This is a genomic window from Sinomicrobium kalidii, from assembly GCF_021183825.1.
In the GTDB taxonomy this organism is placed as follows: domain Bacteria; phylum Bacteroidota; class Bacteroidia; order Flavobacteriales; family Flavobacteriaceae; genus Sinomicrobium; species Sinomicrobium kalidii.
In genome coordinates, this window is sequence record NZ_CP089211.1 from 4890698 (window position 1) to 4908508 (window position 17811).

At 44.3% G+C, this 17811-nt stretch carries 10 protein-coding genes; all 10 read left to right on the top strand.

Going from position 1 to position 17811, the window contains the following annotated elements:
- The first annotated feature begins 615 nt into the window (after positions 1-615).
- The 10 genes from LS482_RS19705 to LS482_RS19750 all read left to right on the top strand — a co-directional run bounded on the left by LS482_RS19705 (position 616) and on the right by LS482_RS19750 (position 17788).
- Entirely contained in the window at positions 616-2040 is a 1425-nt protein-coding gene (locus LS482_RS19705) for a hypothetical protein (RefSeq protein WP_233029249.1), read from the top strand.
- Positions 2041-2438: 398 nt separating this feature from the next.
- Positions 2439-3302: a helix-turn-helix transcriptional regulator gene (locus tag LS482_RS19710; protein ID WP_233029250.1), complete on the top strand. Its 864-nt coding sequence runs from the start codon at positions 2439-2441 to the stop codon at positions 3300-3302.
- Positions 3303-3625: 323 nt separating this feature from the next.
- Positions 3626-11065 carry a phage tail-like protein gene (locus tag LS482_RS19715; protein WP_233029251.1) on the top strand — a complete coding sequence of 2480 codons (7440 nt, stop codon included), beginning with the start codon at positions 3626-3628 and terminating at the stop codon, positions 11063-11065.
- 101 nt (positions 11066-11166) lie between these two features.
- Positions 11167-11952, top strand: a complete 786-nt coding sequence (locus LS482_RS19720) for a phage tail-like protein (protein ID WP_233029252.1) — start codon at positions 11167-11169, stop codon at positions 11950-11952.
- A 142-nt stretch (positions 11953-12094) separates the two neighbouring features.
- Entirely contained in the window at positions 12095-12805 is a 711-nt protein-coding gene (locus LS482_RS19725; RefSeq protein WP_233029253.1) for a hypothetical protein, read from the top strand.
- A 50-nt stretch (positions 12806-12855) separates the two neighbouring features.
- Complete coding sequence (locus tag LS482_RS19730) at positions 12856-13611, top strand: phage tail-like protein (protein ID WP_233029254.1); 756 nt, start codon at positions 12856-12858, stop codon at positions 13609-13611.
- 10 nt (positions 13612-13621) lie between these two features.
- Complete coding sequence (locus LS482_RS19735) at positions 13622-14410, top strand: phage tail-like protein (RefSeq protein ID WP_233029255.1); 789 nt, start codon at positions 13622-13624, stop codon at positions 14408-14410.
- Positions 14411-14413: 3 nt separating this feature from the next.
- Complete coding sequence (locus LS482_RS19740; RefSeq protein WP_233029256.1) at positions 14414-15208, top strand: phage tail-like protein; 795 nt, start codon at positions 14414-14416, stop codon at positions 15206-15208.
- A 139-nt stretch (positions 15209-15347) separates the two neighbouring features.
- Complete coding sequence (locus tag LS482_RS19745; RefSeq protein WP_233029258.1) at positions 15348-16586, top strand: T9SS type B sorting domain-containing protein; 1239 nt, start codon at positions 15348-15350, stop codon at positions 16584-16586.
- A 290-nt stretch (positions 16587-16876) separates the two neighbouring features.
- Entirely contained in the window at positions 16877-17788 is a 912-nt protein-coding gene (locus tag LS482_RS19750) for a PorP/SprF family type IX secretion system membrane protein (RefSeq protein ID WP_233029259.1), read from the top strand.
- Positions 17789-17811: the final 23 nt, after the last annotated feature.

Consider the following 17811-nt stretch of genomic DNA (forward strand, 5'->3'; position numbering starts at 1 on the left):
TGTTATTGGCCTCAATCGAGAGTCATGTATCGCAGCCCTTGAGTAGTGTAAAATATTGTCGGGTTAATGGGTTATTGAGTTAATGAGTTTATGCGTGATACCTAAATAACTAAAGCACAATTTCACAGCCTGCCAAAACCGCTGTACCATTCAGTACAGCGAGGTTTGGTTTTTTGTAAATGAAGGCAGGCAGGAAAAAGGACGGGAAACCGGCAACAAGCGAAAAACCCCATAACCTTTGATCCTGATCCTAAATAAGTTTTACGACTTCATGAACCCTTGCAGTTCAAAACGAAAATCTGTCAAAAGTCAGATTTTCTGGGTAAATCGAACTGATCAGGCTCCGGGATTTTCCCCATCCCATCTCCTGGCAGCGTAGGCAATCTATCCCCATATTCCTGATTCAAATCCCCGGGTACCACGGTTCCCTTTGGTGGGTGTCTCCTTTTTTTTATTGTACTTTATTAAATTGGGTAGTGAAAAGAATTATTTAAAACACTTTAAAAACAATAGATTGAAATTAAATTTCAATAATCAGAGATTTTTCTTTGGTAATTTGATATATATCAACATATAATTAACATATATTGATTTTTTTTGACTATATCCTGAAAAATGATTTTTAAATATATACAGTTAATTTTCCTTTTCCCGTTTATAGGAACAGGGCAACAATACACAGAAAAACAAATAGACAGCATTCAGGAAAACGGGACACAGTCGCTTAGAAAAGACGGCAGATTCGAAGAGGCCATAATGTTGAACATTGAATTAGTTGAAGCTTCCCAACAACTTAACTATGGAAAAGGAGCCGCCAAAGGATATATGTATATAGCCAATGTCCTTAGTACCCTGGGCCGGCACGAAGAGAGTTTGAGGTATTTAAACCTGGCGGAAGTGGAGGAATACACTTCAAAGCATCCTGAGATAAAGGCGCGCATTTTTGGTGAATACGGAAGAAATTACATGGTGATGGGGGCAAGTGAAAAGGCCATAGAGTATTATGATAAGGGGATCTCGTACTCTAGAAATACAGATGGTGAGAACAAACGACTTCTTGCTTTTCTCTATCATAACAAAGCAGTAGCTCTCTCCCATATTGACGATATGGATGCTGCATTTTCCTTTCAACATAAAGCAGTACAGGTAAACCCTTCTTTATTCGGATATTCGGTTTTGGCCTATCATCATTTGACATTCGGAAATAATAAGGACTCTGCAGAATATTATTTAAACAGAGCCAGAGATAGAATCAGGGAGAACCGATATTCTATATATAATATGTCGGTTTACCTGTTAAACCGGGGCAGGTTATATAAAAGCGAGGGAGCATATGAAACTGCCTTGGCTTATTGTAAGCAGGCACTTGTTATATCCAGGCAGATAAAAAGACCAAAGGAGATCTGTAAGTCCTATAAACTGCAAGCCGAGATTTATGAGTTACTGGGAGATGGGAAGAGATCACATGAATACTTGTTAAAATACACCAGGATAAGTGATAGTATTGACCGGGAAAGAAGAAAAGGAATCAATATTCTGATGAAGAAATTCCTGGAAGAACAGGAAAAGGAATACCAGTCAACCAAAAAGAGGTTTCAATACATTGCCTGGAGTGCAATCGGTATATGTATCACGATCTTTTTATTTGTATCGCTGCATTTTAGAAAAAAGAGATCCCTGATATTGAAAAAGGATTTACTGATCAAACAAAAGGAAACGGAAAGTAAGGAATTGGAGAAAAAGCTCAATTTCGCATTTGGAGAAATAGTTGCATTAGCCAAAGCGAACGATCCGTCTTTTCTGGCCCGGTTCCAGGAAGTGTATCCCGAAGTATTTAAAAAACTGCTTGTCGTAAATCCCCGGTTGGTGAACACCGAACTGACCTTGTGCGCCATGATCTGGCTTAATTTTTCCTCCAAGGATATTGCCCGTTATACCTTTGTACAGCCCAAAACAGTACAGGTGAAAAAGTACCGACTTCGGAAAAAACTGGGAATATCACCCACTGAAGACATTTCTTTATGGATGAGGAATTTATAACCTTTTTCAGGGCGAGAAAAAGTGTCTAAACGAGAGATGTAGTATGTGTGTAACCTTCCTTTTGCGATATTTATGGGATATTTTCTTCATCTTTATCTGAGACATGGGTTATAAACCGGTCAACAATATCGTCCCGGGTTAACAAGATGTTTTAGTGGTATAGCACATATATATCATAGAAAATAATAAAATATAACAACACCCCAAAAAGAGATTTTACTGCTTATGTAACAGTATCTCATTTATATGAATATACTATAAAATCCAAAAAAAACACCTAGAACTCCCCCGATAAAACCTAAACACCTAACAAAAGACTTTTCGACAGGAACTTATTCAATTAAAACGGGTAGGCTGTAATTTATCTCTACGGGTCTGATAATGCTTAATCAATGTTTTTGCAACATACATATATATGTATATACATTAACGTATTATGTTTTCTTTTTCCCGTTACGGGAATCAGGCAACACTATACCAGGAGCCAGATAGACACCTTGTTAAATTACAAAATAGAATCACTCAAACTGGATGGCAGGTATGAAGAGGCGCTGGCTTTAAATATCGAGGCAATCAGGATGGCCGAAGGAGTGAATTATCGGGAGGGAGTTGTCCGGGGGTACCAGTATCTCGGAAACCTTCTATGTGAGTCGGGACAGCCCAAAGGAGAGATGGGTAAATATCTCCTGAAATACACACGACTTGGTAATAATATCGGTAGAGAAAAAGAACAGAAGGAGGGGCTCCCGGTAATGGTACTTACAAAAGAACAGGGGGTAAAGTACCGGAAAGTTACACCCTGGTTACATTATGTTTCCTTGGGAATGGTGATTTTATGTATAACAATCCTGTGCTGTGTATTAATACATTATAAAAAAAGGAGAAAAAGGAACAGGCAATTAATGCTCGAAAAGGATATGATAATCAGACAAAAGGAAATGGAGAGCGAGGAACTTCGGAAAAAACTCAATTTCGCATTCGGAGAAGTAGTGGCGCTGGCAAAAGAAAATGCCCCGTCCTTTCTTGCACGTTTCCGGGAAGTGTACCCCGGAATATGTAAAAAACTACTGGGTATAAATCCTAAACTGGTGAATACCGAACTGTGTTTATGTGCCATGATCTGGCTTAATTTTTCCTCCAAAGAGATCGCTCGTTACACGTATGTACAGCCCAAAACGGTACAGATAAAAAAATATCGTCTTCGAAAAAAGCTTGGGATTCCGTCGGATAAAGACCTCTACTCGTGGATAAGGACTTTGTAAGCCCGTATATACGCTAAAAAGACTTGTAAAATGCGAAGTGTAGTACGTCTGCAACCCCTTTTTTGTACTGATAATGAAATATTTTCTCCAATTTTATAAAAGGAAATCTGCTTAAAATTTTCATAAAAAGAATAATTGCCCTGCGCTCAAAAGAAATTAAAAATGAATTTACAGCCTGCATGGAAAATTGAATACCCCTTCCAGTTATACCGCCAAAATAAAGTAAGTGAAACTTTATCAGTCCGGATCAGGAATACCAATAGATTCTGATTATTCAAATTGTGAATTAGTTAATTATTAAACATGTCTAAAATTAAGCACATATGAAAAGAATACTTTTACTCTTGATTTTTAGCTTTTGTGTTTTTGGATTGTACGCCCAGGTAGGTGTAGGAACGCCGATGCCGGACAATTCGGCACAATTGGATGTTGTTGCTTCTGATAAAGGGATGCTTATTCCAAGGGTAGCTTTGACCAGCAGCACAGATGCCATGACCATTGCCAACGGAAATATAAACAGCCTTTTGGTGTTTAACACCGCTACGGTTGCAGATATATCACCGGGCTATTACTATTGGTATGAAGACAAATGGCTTCGGATTGTAAATTCCGAAGATGCGATCGGGGGAGGGGACCTTCCGGACAACGTAATGGTTTTTAATCCCGTAACCAACGAGTTCACCTATATTGATGAAAACGGTGATACACAGGTTGTCAATATTGAAGAGATTGTTCAGGCCAACGAGACATTAACTCCCTTGATAAACAATGGCGATGGTACTTATACCTATACCGATGAAGAAGGGACGGAGACGATAGTGGATATCCCTGCCAGTGTTGCGGAGAACATTCGGAACGAAGGTGATATCTATAACGAGATCCTGAATACGATCACCGCAAACAGCGATGCTTTGGTGGACAATGGCGATGGCACGTTCACCCATACGGCGGCTGACGGTACCGTAGTAACCTTTGATGCCAATACGACAACGGTGACAGACAATGGCGACGGCACCTATACCATCACCAATGCCGACGGTACAACAATGACCATTGATGTAGTAGGCGATGTTGTAGAGAACATCCAGAATGAAGGCGATATTTATAACGAGATCCTGAATACGATCACCGCAAACAGCGATGCTTTGGTGGACAATGGCGACGGCACGTTCACCCATACGGCTGCCGATGGTACCGTAGTGACCTTCGATGCCAACACGACCACGGTAACAGACAACGGTGACGGCACCTATACCATCACCAATGCCGACGGTACAACAATGACCTTGGATGTGGTAGGGGATGTTGTAGAGAACATCCAGAACGAAGGGGATATCTATAACGAGATATTAAACACGATCACGGCCAACAGCGATGCTTTGGTGGATAATGGCGACGGTACGTTCACCCATACGGCAGCCGATGGTACCGTAGTGACCTTCGATGCCAACACGACCACGGTAACAGACAACGGCGACGGCACCTATACCATCACCAATGCCGACGGTACAACAATGACCTTGGATGTGGTAGGGGATGTTGTAGAGAACATCCAGAATGAAGGCGATATTTATAACGAGATATTAAACACGATCACGGCCAACAGTGACGCCTTGGTGGACAATGGCGACGGGACGTTCACGCATACGGCGGCTGACGGTACCGTTGTAACCTTTGATGCCAATACGACAACGGTAACAGACAACGGCGACGGCACCTATACCATCACCAATGCCGACGGTACAACAATGACCTTGGATGTGGTAGGCGATGTTGTAGAGAACATCCAGAATGAAGGCGATATTTATAACGAGATATTAAACACGATCACGGCCAACAGTGACGCCTTGGTGGACAATGGCGACGGTACGTTCACCCATACGGCGGCTGACGGTACCGTTGTAACCTTTGATGCCAATACGACAACGGTGACAGACAATGGCGACGGCACCTATACCATCACCAATGCCGACGGTACAACAATGACCTTGGATGTAGTAGGGGATGTTGTAGAGAACATCCAGAATGAAGGCGATATTTATAACGAGATATTAAACACGATCACGGCCAACAGTGACGCCTTGGTGGACAATGGCGACGGCACGTTCACCCATACGGCGGCTGATGGTACTGTGGTAACCTTCGATGCCAACACGACAACGGTGACAGACAATGGCGACGGCACCTATACCATCACCAATGCCGACGGTACAACAATGACCTTGGATGTGGTAGGCGATGTTGTAGAGAACATCCAGAATGAAGGCGATATTTATAACGAGATCCTGAATACGATCACCGCAAACAGCGATGCTTTGGTGGACAATGGCGACGGCACGTTCACCCATACGGCGGCTGACGGTACCGTAGTGACCTTTGATGCCAACACCACTGCCTTGGTAGACAACATTGACGGGACCTATACCCTGACCAATGCCGACGGAACGACCATTACGGTAGACACCAATGCTGATACCAGTGCATATGACAATACAACTTCAGGCCTGGCTGCGACGAATGTACAGGAAGCATTGGATGAGATCGCTGCTACCGCCGGGATCGTATCTCCTTTGGTAGATAACGGCGACGGTACGTTCACCTATACCGATGAAGCCGGTGTAGTTACAACTTTTGATGCCAACACGACAACGTTGGTGGACAATACTGACGGGACTTATACCCTGACCAATGCCGACGGAACGACCATTACGGTAGACACCAATGCCGATACCAGCGCATATGACAATACAACTTCAGGGCTGACCGCAACGAATGTACAGGATGCCATTGATGAGATCAATACCGCTGCGGGCAATGTAGCCCTGGTCGATAATGGCGATGGCACTTATACCTTTACGGATGCCACGGGAACAGTGACCACGATCAGTGATACTTCCATCTCGACCTTAGTGGATAACGGCGATGGTACGGTCACCTATACGGACGAGACTGGTACGACCACTACAGTGGACTACGCCACAATGATCGACACCTTCGAGACTTTAACGACTATCGTAGACAATGGCGATGGCACCTTTACCTATACGGATGAGGATGGCAATCCGACTACGATAGACATAGCCAACCTGGAGACGCTGACCACATTGGTGGACAACGGTGACGGAACAGTAACCTATACGGACGAGGACGGTGTGGCGACTACAGTGGACTACGCCACGATGATCGACACCTTCGAGACCTTGACAACCATCGTAGACAACGGCGACGGGACCTTTACCTATACGGATGAGGACGGCAATCCGACCATTATTGATGTTTCCAATTTGGAAACGCTGACCACATTGGTGGACAACGGGGATGGTACGGTAACCTATACCGATGAGGATGGAGTTGCCACGACAGTGGACTACGCCACAATGATCGACACTTTCGAGACTTTAACAACTATCGTAGACAATGGCGATGGCACCTTTACCTATACGGATGAAGACGGCACTCCGACCATTATTGATATAGCAAACCTTGAGACGCTGACCACATTGGTGGACAACGGTGATGGTACGGTAACCTATACCGATGAGGACGGTGTGACCACTACAGTGGACTACGCCACAATGATCGACACCTTCGAGACTTTAACGACTATCGTAGACAATGGCGATGGCACCTTTACCTATACGGATGAGGATGGCAATCCGACTACGATAAACATAGCCAACCTGGAGACGCTGACCACATTGGTGGACAACGGTGACGGAACAGTAACCTATACGGACGAGGACGGTGTGGCGACTACAGTGGACTACGCCACGATGATCGACACCTTCGAGACCTTGACAACCATCGTAGACAACGGCGACGGGACCTTTACCTATACGGATGAGGACGGCAATCCGACCATTATTGATGTTTCCAATTTGGAAACGCTGACCACTCTGGTGGACAACGGTGACGGCACGGTAACCTATACCGATGAGGACGGTGTGACCACTACAGTGGACTACGCCACAATGATCGACACCTTCGAGACTTTAACGACTATCGTAGACAATGGCGATGGCACCTTTACCTATACGGATGAGGATGGCAATCCGACTACGATAGACATAGCCAACCTGGAGACCCTGACCACATTGGTGGACAACGGTGATGGTACGGTAACCTATACGGACGAGGACGGTGTGGCGACTACAGTGGACTACGCCACGATGATCGACACCTTCGAGACCTTGACAACCATCGTAGACAACGGCGACGGGACCTTTACCTATACGGATGAGGACGGCAATCCGACCATTATTGATGTTTCCAATTTGGAAACGCTGACCACTCTGGTGGACAACGGTGACGGCACGGTAACCTATACCGATGAGGACGGTGTGACCACTACAGTGGACTACGCCACGATGATCGACACCTTCGAGACCTTGACAACCATCGTAGACAACGGCGACGGGACCTTTACCTATACGGATGAGGACGGCAATCCGACCATTATTGATGTTTCCAATTTGGAAACGCTGACCACATTGGTGGACAACGGTGATGGTACGGTAACCTATACCGATGAGGATGGAGTTGCCACGACAGTGGACTATGCTACAATGATCGACACTTTCGAGACTTTAACAACTATCGTAGACAATGGCGACGGCACCTTTACCTATACGGATGAAGACGGCACTCCGACCATTATTGATATAGCAAACCTTGAGACGCTGACCACATTGGTGGACAACGGTGACGGCACGGTAACCTATACCGATGAGGACGGTGTGACCACTACAGTGGACTATGCTACAATGATCGACACCTTCGAGACTTTAACAACTATCGTAGACAATGGCGACGGCACCTTTACCTATACGGATGAAGACGGCACCCCGACGACCATAGATATAGCCAACCTGGAGACGCTGACCACATTGGTGGACAACGGGGATGGTACGGTAACCTATACCGATGAGGATGGAGTTGCCACGACAGTGGACTATGCTACAATGATCGACACTTTCGAGACTTTAACAACTATCGTAGACAATGGCGACGGCACCTTTACCTATACGGATGAAGACGGCACTCCGACCATTATTGATATAGCAAACCTTGAGACGCTGACCACATTGGTGGACAACGGTGATGGTACGGTAACCTATACCGATGAGGACGGTGTGACCACTACAGTGGACTACGCCACAATGATCGACACTTTCGAGACTTTAACAACTATCGTAGACAATGGCGACGGCACCTTTACCTATACGGATGAGGACGGCAATCCGACCATTATTGATGTTTCCAATTTGGAAACGCTGACCACTCTGGTGGACAACGGTGATGGTACGGTAACCTATACCGATGAGGACGGTGTGACCACTACAGTGGACTACGCCACAATGATCGACACTTTCGAGACTTTAACAACTATCGTAGACAATGGCGACGGCACCTTTACCTATACGGATGAGGACGGCAATCCGACCATTATTGATGTTTCCAACCTGGAAACGTTGACCAGTATGGTACAAGATGATCTCACAGGCGTGATTACCTATACTGATGAGGATGGGGTTGCGAGCACGGCTGAGGTAATAAGTGCTGATGCCAATAACCTGGTACAGGTAGGAACCGATGGCGGCTCCTTTATAGATGCAACAACCTTAACAGAGCCTTGGTTTGATCAGGCTACTGACACGGAAGCGACCCTAAATACCCAAAACATCTATCAAATGGGGAATGTAGCCATACAGAAAACAGATAATTATACGGGTACCGCTTTAGATGTTGAAGGAGCAGTACGTGGGGGGACTAATCAAACCGGAACGGTAGGAGTCAATTCGGCAGCCTTTGGCGATGGTAATGAAGCGGCAGGAGCCAATTCATTTACAGCAGGTATCAACAACACCGTTTGGGGCACTGCTTCTGCTGTTTTTGGTATTGATAACAATATAGGAGGCGCAGTAAACGAAAGTAACTGGAGCCTGGTGGCAGGTTTAAGGAACCAGACGGCCAGTGGTAGAAACTATATATTCGGTATGGACAATACTGTTGTAACTCAGGCTACAGGAAATGTAGACAACTATATTCTTGGTCAAAATAATACATTAAATGGTCGCGTTACTGCGGCGATAGGTGGAGAATTGGTTACAAATACCGGATATCAAGTGGTTATTGGTAGAAGAAATGCCATTCAGACTTCCGGTGATTCAGATCCAAGTTCTTTAATAGCATCAACAGATCCGGTATTTCAGGTGGGTGTGGGAAGCGCTGGCTTGGAAAATGCCATGACCATTCTGCACAATAGCCATACCGGTATCGGGATTGCAGGTACTGAAGCCGCAGCCAAACCGACCGAAATGTTGGATATCGGCTCAGAAGGTGTACGTATCCGCGATATCAATACTGCTCCCTATGCAGGTGATACGGCAACCGATAATGTTGTGGTCGCTGATGCCAATGGGGTATTAAAAACAGTAGCTGTCGGAGATGTAGGGAATACATCTGTTGTGACCCAGGTTGTAACAGGAAATACCATTGCAACTCATGATGACGGTACGGGAAATGTGGTAAATATTGAAGAAACAGTAACAACGTTAGGAATAACGGCAGGTGAATTGGTCTATGCCAATGAGGATGGTAGCAATACCAATGTAGGACTGATCTCCGCAGATGCCAGCAATGGCATTATTGCCGGGACCGACGGCGCCTTGTTTGCAGATGTTTCAGCTTTGGAGCCCTGGTTTAGTGCTGATACGAATACCGGTGCAACCCTGAATACCGAAGATATCTATCATTTTGGTTACGTAGGTATCGGCACCGAAGTGCCCGATAGAGCACTGTTGATTGAAAATAATAATATCGATGATACCAAGGATGATATTATGATCAGAACCTATAGTGGTACCTCCAACAACACACCCGCTATAAATTTGAGAAGAGCTGCGGGAACGGCAGGTGCACCGGAGAATCTTGTTGATGGAGATAATATTGGTGCCTTGGCTTTCACGGCTTATTCCAATGGGAGTTTTGGTTCGTGGCATCAAACCGGTTTGAGGGCCTACTATAAAGGGGATGGTGTAAGTAATGAGACAGAGCTGGAGTTCCGGACCTCTGATGCCAGTCAAATGTATATTACCAAAGATGGCAATATCAATTTTGTCCAATACCCCAACACCCGTGACGATAGCGGAATCGCCGCTGTAGAGAACCTGTTGTATACAGATGCCTTTGGGAATATGCTTTCTGCACCTATGGCAAATGTAGTGGCAGAGCCCTGGTTCGATCAGGCCACCAATACACAGGCCACACAAAACACCCAGGATATCTACCAGATGGGTAAAGTGGGAATCCTGACTAATAATATGCTGGGCACGACAGACCCGGATGTAGTGCTGGCCATAAACGGTAAAATGCTAACTCCGGTTTCCGTTTATGCCGACTATGTATTTGAAGACTATTTTGAAGGTTTTTCCGGGCTAAACACTGACTATTCGTTCAAATCATTGGAAGAAGTGGAGCAGTTTATCAACAAAAACCGCCATTTGCCCGGCATTACCAAAATAGATGCCCTGGCAAAAACTGAAAAAGGAGACTATATCATCAATCCTTCCGAGCTTTCGGTACAGGTACTGGAGAAAGTGGAAGAATTGTATCTCCACACTATAGAACAGCAAAAACTTTTGAAGGACAAAAAGAAGGAGATTTTTGAGTTAAGAAGGGAGGTTGACGACCTTAAAGGAGAAACCCGGAATCTCAGAGAGCGCCTGGAGCGTCTGGAACAATTATTACCGGAAAAACAATAGTAATAAAAGCCCTGGTATTCGGAAGAGATAAACCTGAAATCTTATTTAATTATTACTAAAAATCTTTTATGCGCTCAATAATGAAAACCAACATTGCGATAATGCCTTTAATTCTCTGTTTTTGTTCGCTGGCACGGGCACAAACGGGTATTAATACAACTACACCGGATCCCAGTTCGGTTCTGGATATAGAAAGTACCGATAAAGGTTTATTGATACCCCGGGTCTTTTTAACCGCTGTAACGGATGCAACAACCATTACAAGTCCGGCAAAGAGTTTAGTGGTCTTTAATACAAACACCAATATCCTGGAAATGCCTTATGGCGAAGGATTGTATTATAATTCAGGGACCCCGGGAGATCCTGTCTGGGATAAGCTCGCTACTCAAGAAAGTGAATTTACACTTCAGGATATCGTGTCACTGGTAGCAACCGCTCCTGTGGATGTGTCCGCCGGAACCCGGGATGATATCGATATAGGAATGTCCGTTGAAATAACTGTACTGGCCGACACTATTGCGAAAATACTTTTGGATTACAGTGTCCCGATGGGAACAAACCCATTGGATAGTTCGAATGATAATGTTGGCGGGTATTTCGGAATACGCTTTTTGAAAAATGGAACCGAAGAGCCTATGGGCTCAAGGAAATTTTCGGTACCCTTTTCCAATTCGGGCACTCACATAGTTAGCGTTGGAGGCAAGTTTACGGAGGAAGTAGTCAATAATACGGCATCTGATATTACGATCACCTATACGCTGAACGGATATATTGAAAGTACGGATACAGGGACACGTTTTAATATGGCGGCCGTTGACCCCGATCCTAATTTTAACTGGGGGCGTGCTGCTATGACGGCAACGGTTTTTGTTAAAAATGATAGTTAGTAAGAAAATGGCAGTCCGGATTTTACAGCCATATTATAAACGAAGGATTTATTAGGGTTGTGTTTTGGTTTAGATTGGATTGGCCCGGAGCAATACAAGGGCTCCGGGTCAATAACCCGAATTCAAATAAAAAGGTGAATTAATGAAGTTCAGAAGAAAACAAATACAGTTCGTCAATATGACAAAAGTTCTTTTCACAATCGGATCTTTTCTGATGATGTTGGATGTTTTCGGGCAGACAGCAGGGATCAATACGCAAAACCCGACAGAAACACTCGATGTAAACGGAAATGTACGGGTACGCGACATTAACGCGAATGTAGGCGATGGCACTATAGACCGTAGGGTAGTAGCCGATGCGGATGGAGTGTTAAAAACGTTGGACTCGGATGATTATACGTTTTTTCATTCGCGGTTAACTACAGATCAGACCCTGTCGAGTGATGCACTTGCAAATACGATATTGTTTGACACCCCGATAGCAACTTCACCCTTTTATAGCTATGATAATGCTACGGGAATATTAACATTTAATGCCCCGGGTTTATACCATATAATGTTACAAGGTGGGTTTACGGAATTTATAGCAGGGAATCATTTGCTTTTGGGAATACTTGACAATACGACAGGCCTGTATATTGGCAGGGGAAGCCATTGGACGGCCGTGGATCGTTCCGGAGGTGTCGGGCAGATATTCAATTATATTACGATGATCAATGTTCCGGGTGCCGGTTTTCAGATACGTTGTATTGCTTATGCAAGTAGTTCCGGGAATGGCGTGCTGTTGGCAAATGAGTCGGGAGCATCAGGCTCCGGTAATGTAACCAATATTACGATACACAAAACAAAGTAGATTTTTAGCTGTGCCAATTGAAAAGTAATAGTGATAAAATAGAATGGATTATGACAGGTAAAATCAAGGATATGATACTAACGATAGCTACAATAGGACTTCTTTTAGTCACATTGAATGTTTTCGGACAAAATTCGGGTATTAACACCACAAGTCCGGACGCCATGCTGCACATTGAGCCATCCAGTAAAACCAATCCCACAGGAGCAGACGGGGTATTGATTCCCAGAATGGCAGATTATCCCGGCAATGGGGTTGAAAAAGGACAGTTAATTTACTTGCTAAACCACCCCACAGACCAGGAAGGCTTTTATTTTTGGGATGGCACTACCTGGGTATGGCTCATTAATAATTATGAAAGAACCATTGATGTAGCTACTTATGTGGCAAGTGGTAGTGGATACACAGGTACAGGAAACAGCAGAGTTGTTAATTTCTCCAGAATTGATGCTTTTGATCCTACAGGATTTACGGTTTCTGCAAATAATATAACGGTAGGGAAGTCCGGAAAGTATTTGGTAACATTTACATCCAGTGTTAAAAGGACAGGAGTTCAATCGGGGGCCAGCCAGGCAAATTTCACCTATCAGCTGTTTGGAAATGGTGTTCCATTGCCGCTTTCAACAGGAAGGGTCACTGCTTCCACTTCTAATGAGATTCCATGTGCTACCAGTGCTGCGTTCAGTACAATTGTGGATCTGGAGGCTGGTGATGTGCTGCGAGTAGACGTTATTAGAAGTAATGAAGACCCACAGGCCTTTACCGGTTATGGAATCAATGGTTTGACTTTAACTTTTTTACGTTGATTAGTTGCTTATGAAAAATACATCAAAAATAATTTTAGCCTTTACATTAGTGTCTTTTCTGATATGGACACCTGTTTTTTCTCAGGTTGGGCTTACAGGGGTAAACGTTTTAGAACCCAAAGCTTCACTTCATGTGGAGCCTTTGGATAATATAACCCCGGAAACAGGTGCCGGGATTTTGATTCCTTCTGTCACCCAGTTTTCTACGGTTAACCCCGGTGCCGCACAATATGGCATGTTGGTGTTCAGGTCTGAAGTAACGAGTAGTGGCTTTGAGGGTTTTTACTATTGGGACAATCCAAACACCACTTGGGAGTATATCGTTACCGAAAAAATTACAGAGCTCGATCTAAACAAGTCTTCGGCTTATGGCACTGCTTTTGAAACCGATATCGTTTCCGGGAACACCAATTATGTAAAAGTGCCTTTTGAAGTGGTCGAGTCGCCCAAAGCATCCTATTTTATAGATGCCAATGGTGATTTAAACATCGGCCAAACGGGCGATTACTACATTTCATTTACCGGAGGTGTAAACAAACCCAATACAGGTGAAAATTTTGCAGAAGGCATTTCAACGGCAATATTCGTGAATGGCGGGATCAATGTTAATTTGATATCAAATACCGTTTTTCCTTCGGTTTTAAACAATTCCCGTTCTGTAACTTTTGCCATATCGAGTAGCGTAACCTTGCAGGCAGGCGATAAAATATCATTAAGAACACAACGAAAATCAGCAACACAATCAGGCACTTTAACCGTCAATTCACCTTTTACATTAATCGTATCTTATTTAGAATAAATCATGAAAAATTATATATCCTTATTCTTATTCCTGATTTCCTTGCAAATGTTAGCGCAAGGTACTGTTGGTATTAACGAGTTAGATCCTAAAACAACTATGGATATTAATGCCACAGACCCGACAAACCCGGATTTTGATGAAGGAATTATTGTGCCCAGAGTTACAAACTTAAATGTAACAGACCCTAAAGAAGCGGGCTTGTTGGTTTTTTATGAGTCTCCTGATAATGACAGAGGCTTCTATTGGTGGGATGGGGCCACATGGTGGCCTTTTATTTCTGTTTCTCAGGTTACTGCAGATTTGACAATTGCCCATGCCTTTTGTAAAAATACCTTTAGAGAAGGTGATATGACGGCAAATACTGCAACCAATCTCAGAACCATCGAGTTTGACGGTTTTAAAACAAATGATGTTGGAAATTACGAAGTAAACCTGGATGGAGAGTTGGTTGTTAAGAGAGGAGGAAAGTATCATGTATATGGTGTAGTAAATGTCAGGCATGTTTCTGCAAGCACCGGTGCAGGCAGAAGAGACGCCCTGGAAGCAAAGCTTTATGTGAACGGAACCGATGCCTCTGCTACAAATGGCAATTTGAATATTGAAGGAGCCAACAGCTTCCCGACTGGAAATTTTACCATAGTCATGTTTATGTCCGGGGTTTTGCATTTGGATGATAACGATAGGTTGCTGTTTAAAGTAAATAGATACTACAGAGATGCAGATTCTCCAATAACTATAAGACCGGATCCGGATGCGTTATCAAATCTTACCTTAAAATATTTGGGAGATTTTTAAATAGTCAGATTAAGGAAGTGAAAAACTGAGAAGGAGGTATGTATAAAGACAAGAGAGGCTTATAAAAGCCATAAAAAGGCAAATAGAATTGTTGATAGAAGAGCGCATTAGCATTTAAGGCCACTAAAAAACACAAAAAATGAAGACAGTCATAAAAAAACGAATAACAGTTTTGATAGTCATAGGGTTTGCCTGCTGTATTGGTGCGTATAGCCAGACCGTCAACACCGGTGAACTGGTGATTACGCATGGGACGCAATTATCGACCCTTTACGATTTTGACAATACTGCAGACGGTGATGTGATCAACGACGGGGAGTTCTTTGTTTACGGAAATTTCCACAATGACGGCCTGGTAACGTTCAGCCCCGGGCAAAATACGGGCTTCACCCGTTTTGAAGGACTTACGGGGATGCAGTCCATTTCCGGAAGTATGCCCAGTGCTTTCCGGGACGTGTTGTTTGATAACCCCGTTACACAGCCTGCCTTTGCACTTTCCGGGGACATAGAAATACACGGAGAAGGGATATTCAATGACGGCATTGTAGACGGGGATGAGTACGGAGGGCTGGTCACTTTTTATCCCGGGGCATTTCACAGTGAGGTAACTAATAATAGTTTTGTGGACGGGCAGGTTCGAAAAATAGGTGATGAAGCTTTCGATTATCCCATAGGCGATGACGGATATTATCGCCGGGCTTCGATGTCGCCCCCTTCCGATCTTACCGATCATTTCACCTCGCAGTATATCCTGGAAAACTCCAATCCCCTGTACACTCACAGCAGCAGGGAAGAAGAGATAAACCTTATCGACGATGCCGAATACTGGGAAATAGAGCGCACTGAAGGAGAATCCGATATCGTGCTGACCCTTACCTGGAACGAGGAAACCACTCCGGCGGAAATCCTGAGTAATGAAGAAGGCATGGCCATACACATTGTTCGCTGGGACGAAAACAGCAACATGTGGGTAGATGAAGGCGGCAGCGTGAATATAAACAACAAGGCCGTAACTACGGCAGTATCCGGTTACGGCATCTTTACCCTTGGCAAGGTAGCCGAAGAAACTCCGGACGAAGGCCTGGTGATCTATAACGGTCTTTCCCCGGACGGGGACGGGATGAACGATTTCTTTTATATCAAGGGAATAGATAACTACCCGGAGAATACCGTGGAAATATATAACCGTTGGGGAATTAAAGTGTTTGATACCCAAGGGTATAATAATACCGACAGGGTATTTCGCGGATATTCCGAAGGACGTGCCACAATAAACAAAAACAAACGATTACCCACAGGAACGTATTTCTACATTTTGAAATACAGAGCAGAAAACGGGACTATGGTGGACAGGTCGGGGTACCTGTATCTCAATTGATTGGTTAGGGTTCGATCAATGACCGGTATCCGGGAGTCAATATGTTACGATGAAGCGAAAACCCATAGTCCTGCCAATTGGTTCCCGGCGCCGGTTATTTAAAAGGAAGAAAAGGAGATTTCAGCATACAGCGTTGCATGTAGAAAAACTAAGCATATGAAATGCCCGGTAACAAAACGGCAAACCTCCGGATCCCAATAGTTGTCGGGATCATCGGGACGATAGGTTCTCGGGGCATTCCTCCCGATAACCATCGGGATGACCTCTTAAAAACAACTAAAAAAGAACAGATGAAAAAAATTACTTTAATATTTACGTTGCTGGTTTCGTTGCTGATGTACGGGCAACAAGAGCCTCAATACACTCAGTATATGTACAATACCGTAAGCGTTAACCCCGGTTATGCAGGTACCCGTGGTGTGGCGAGTATATTCGGGTTGTACAGATCGCAATGGGTGGGTTTGGACGGAGCGCCGAAAACTGCGCAGTTCTCCATACACTCGCCCATAAGCTACCGGGGGCACGGACTGGGATTGTCCATTATCAACGATGAAATAGGTCCCGCCAGGGATACCTATATCAACGCCAGTTATTCCTATAAATTACAACTGGATTACGATACCTGGTTAAACCTCGGGTTAATGGCGGGGGGAAGTTTTCTGGAAGTGGACTACGATAAATTGAATGTGGATAACCCGGGAGATCCCCAGTTATCCGGAAAACTGAACAAATTCTCGCCAAATGTGGGAGTGGGCGCCTATCTGCATTCGGATAATTGGTACATCGGCCTTTCCGTACCGGCACTTCTGGAGACCAGGTTCTATGACGATATCCAGCAATCCGTAGCCAAAGAAAGGATGCACTTTTACCTGATAGGCGGCTACGTCTTTAACCTGAGCCCCAGCATTCAATTTAAACCCGCCACCTTGATAAAAGCCGTTAGCGGTGCACCGTTGGCGGTGGACGTATCGGCTAATTTCCTGTTCAATGAAAATTTCACCATTGGGGCTGCCTACCGGTGGGATGCCGCAGTAAGCGGACTGGCAGGGTTTAACATCAACCGGAACCTGCAAATAGGATACGCCTATGATTTTGATACCAACCGTTTGGGGAATTACAATTCGGGGAGCCATGAAATATTCATCAGGTATGAATTCATATCCTCGTCCGGAAACAGGTTGCGAACGCCAAGATTTTTCTGATGTAACAAGCTAAAGCCACTATT

Excerpts from the sequence above, each read along its gene's own strand:
- LS482_RS19705 (WP_233029249.1), top strand. The coding sequence starts at position 616 with ATGATTTTTAAATATATACAGTTAATTTTCCTTTTCCCGTTTATAGGA.
- LS482_RS19715 (WP_233029251.1), top strand. The coding sequence starts at position 3,626 with ATGAAAAGAATACTTTTACTCTTGATTTTTAGCTTTTGTGTTTTTGGA.
- LS482_RS19720 (WP_233029252.1), top strand. The coding sequence starts at position 11,167 with ATGCCTTTAATTCTCTGTTTTTGTTCGCTGGCACGGGCACAAACGGGT.
- LS482_RS19725 (WP_233029253.1), top strand. The coding sequence starts at position 12,095 with ATGAAGTTCAGAAGAAAACAAATACAGTTCGTCAATATGACAAAAGTT.
- LS482_RS19730 (WP_233029254.1), top strand. The coding sequence starts at position 12,856 with ATGACAGGTAAAATCAAGGATATGATACTAACGATAGCTACAATAGGA.
- LS482_RS19735 (WP_233029255.1), top strand. The coding sequence starts at position 13,622 with ATGAAAAATACATCAAAAATAATTTTAGCCTTTACATTAGTGTCTTTT.
- LS482_RS19740 (WP_233029256.1), top strand. The coding sequence starts at position 14,414 with ATGAAAAATTATATATCCTTATTCTTATTCCTGATTTCCTTGCAAATG.
- LS482_RS19745 (WP_233029258.1), top strand. The coding sequence starts at position 15,348 with ATGAAGACAGTCATAAAAAAACGAATAACAGTTTTGATAGTCATAGGG.
- LS482_RS19750 (WP_233029259.1), top strand. The coding sequence starts at position 16,877 with ATGAAAAAAATTACTTTAATATTTACGTTGCTGGTTTCGTTGCTGATG.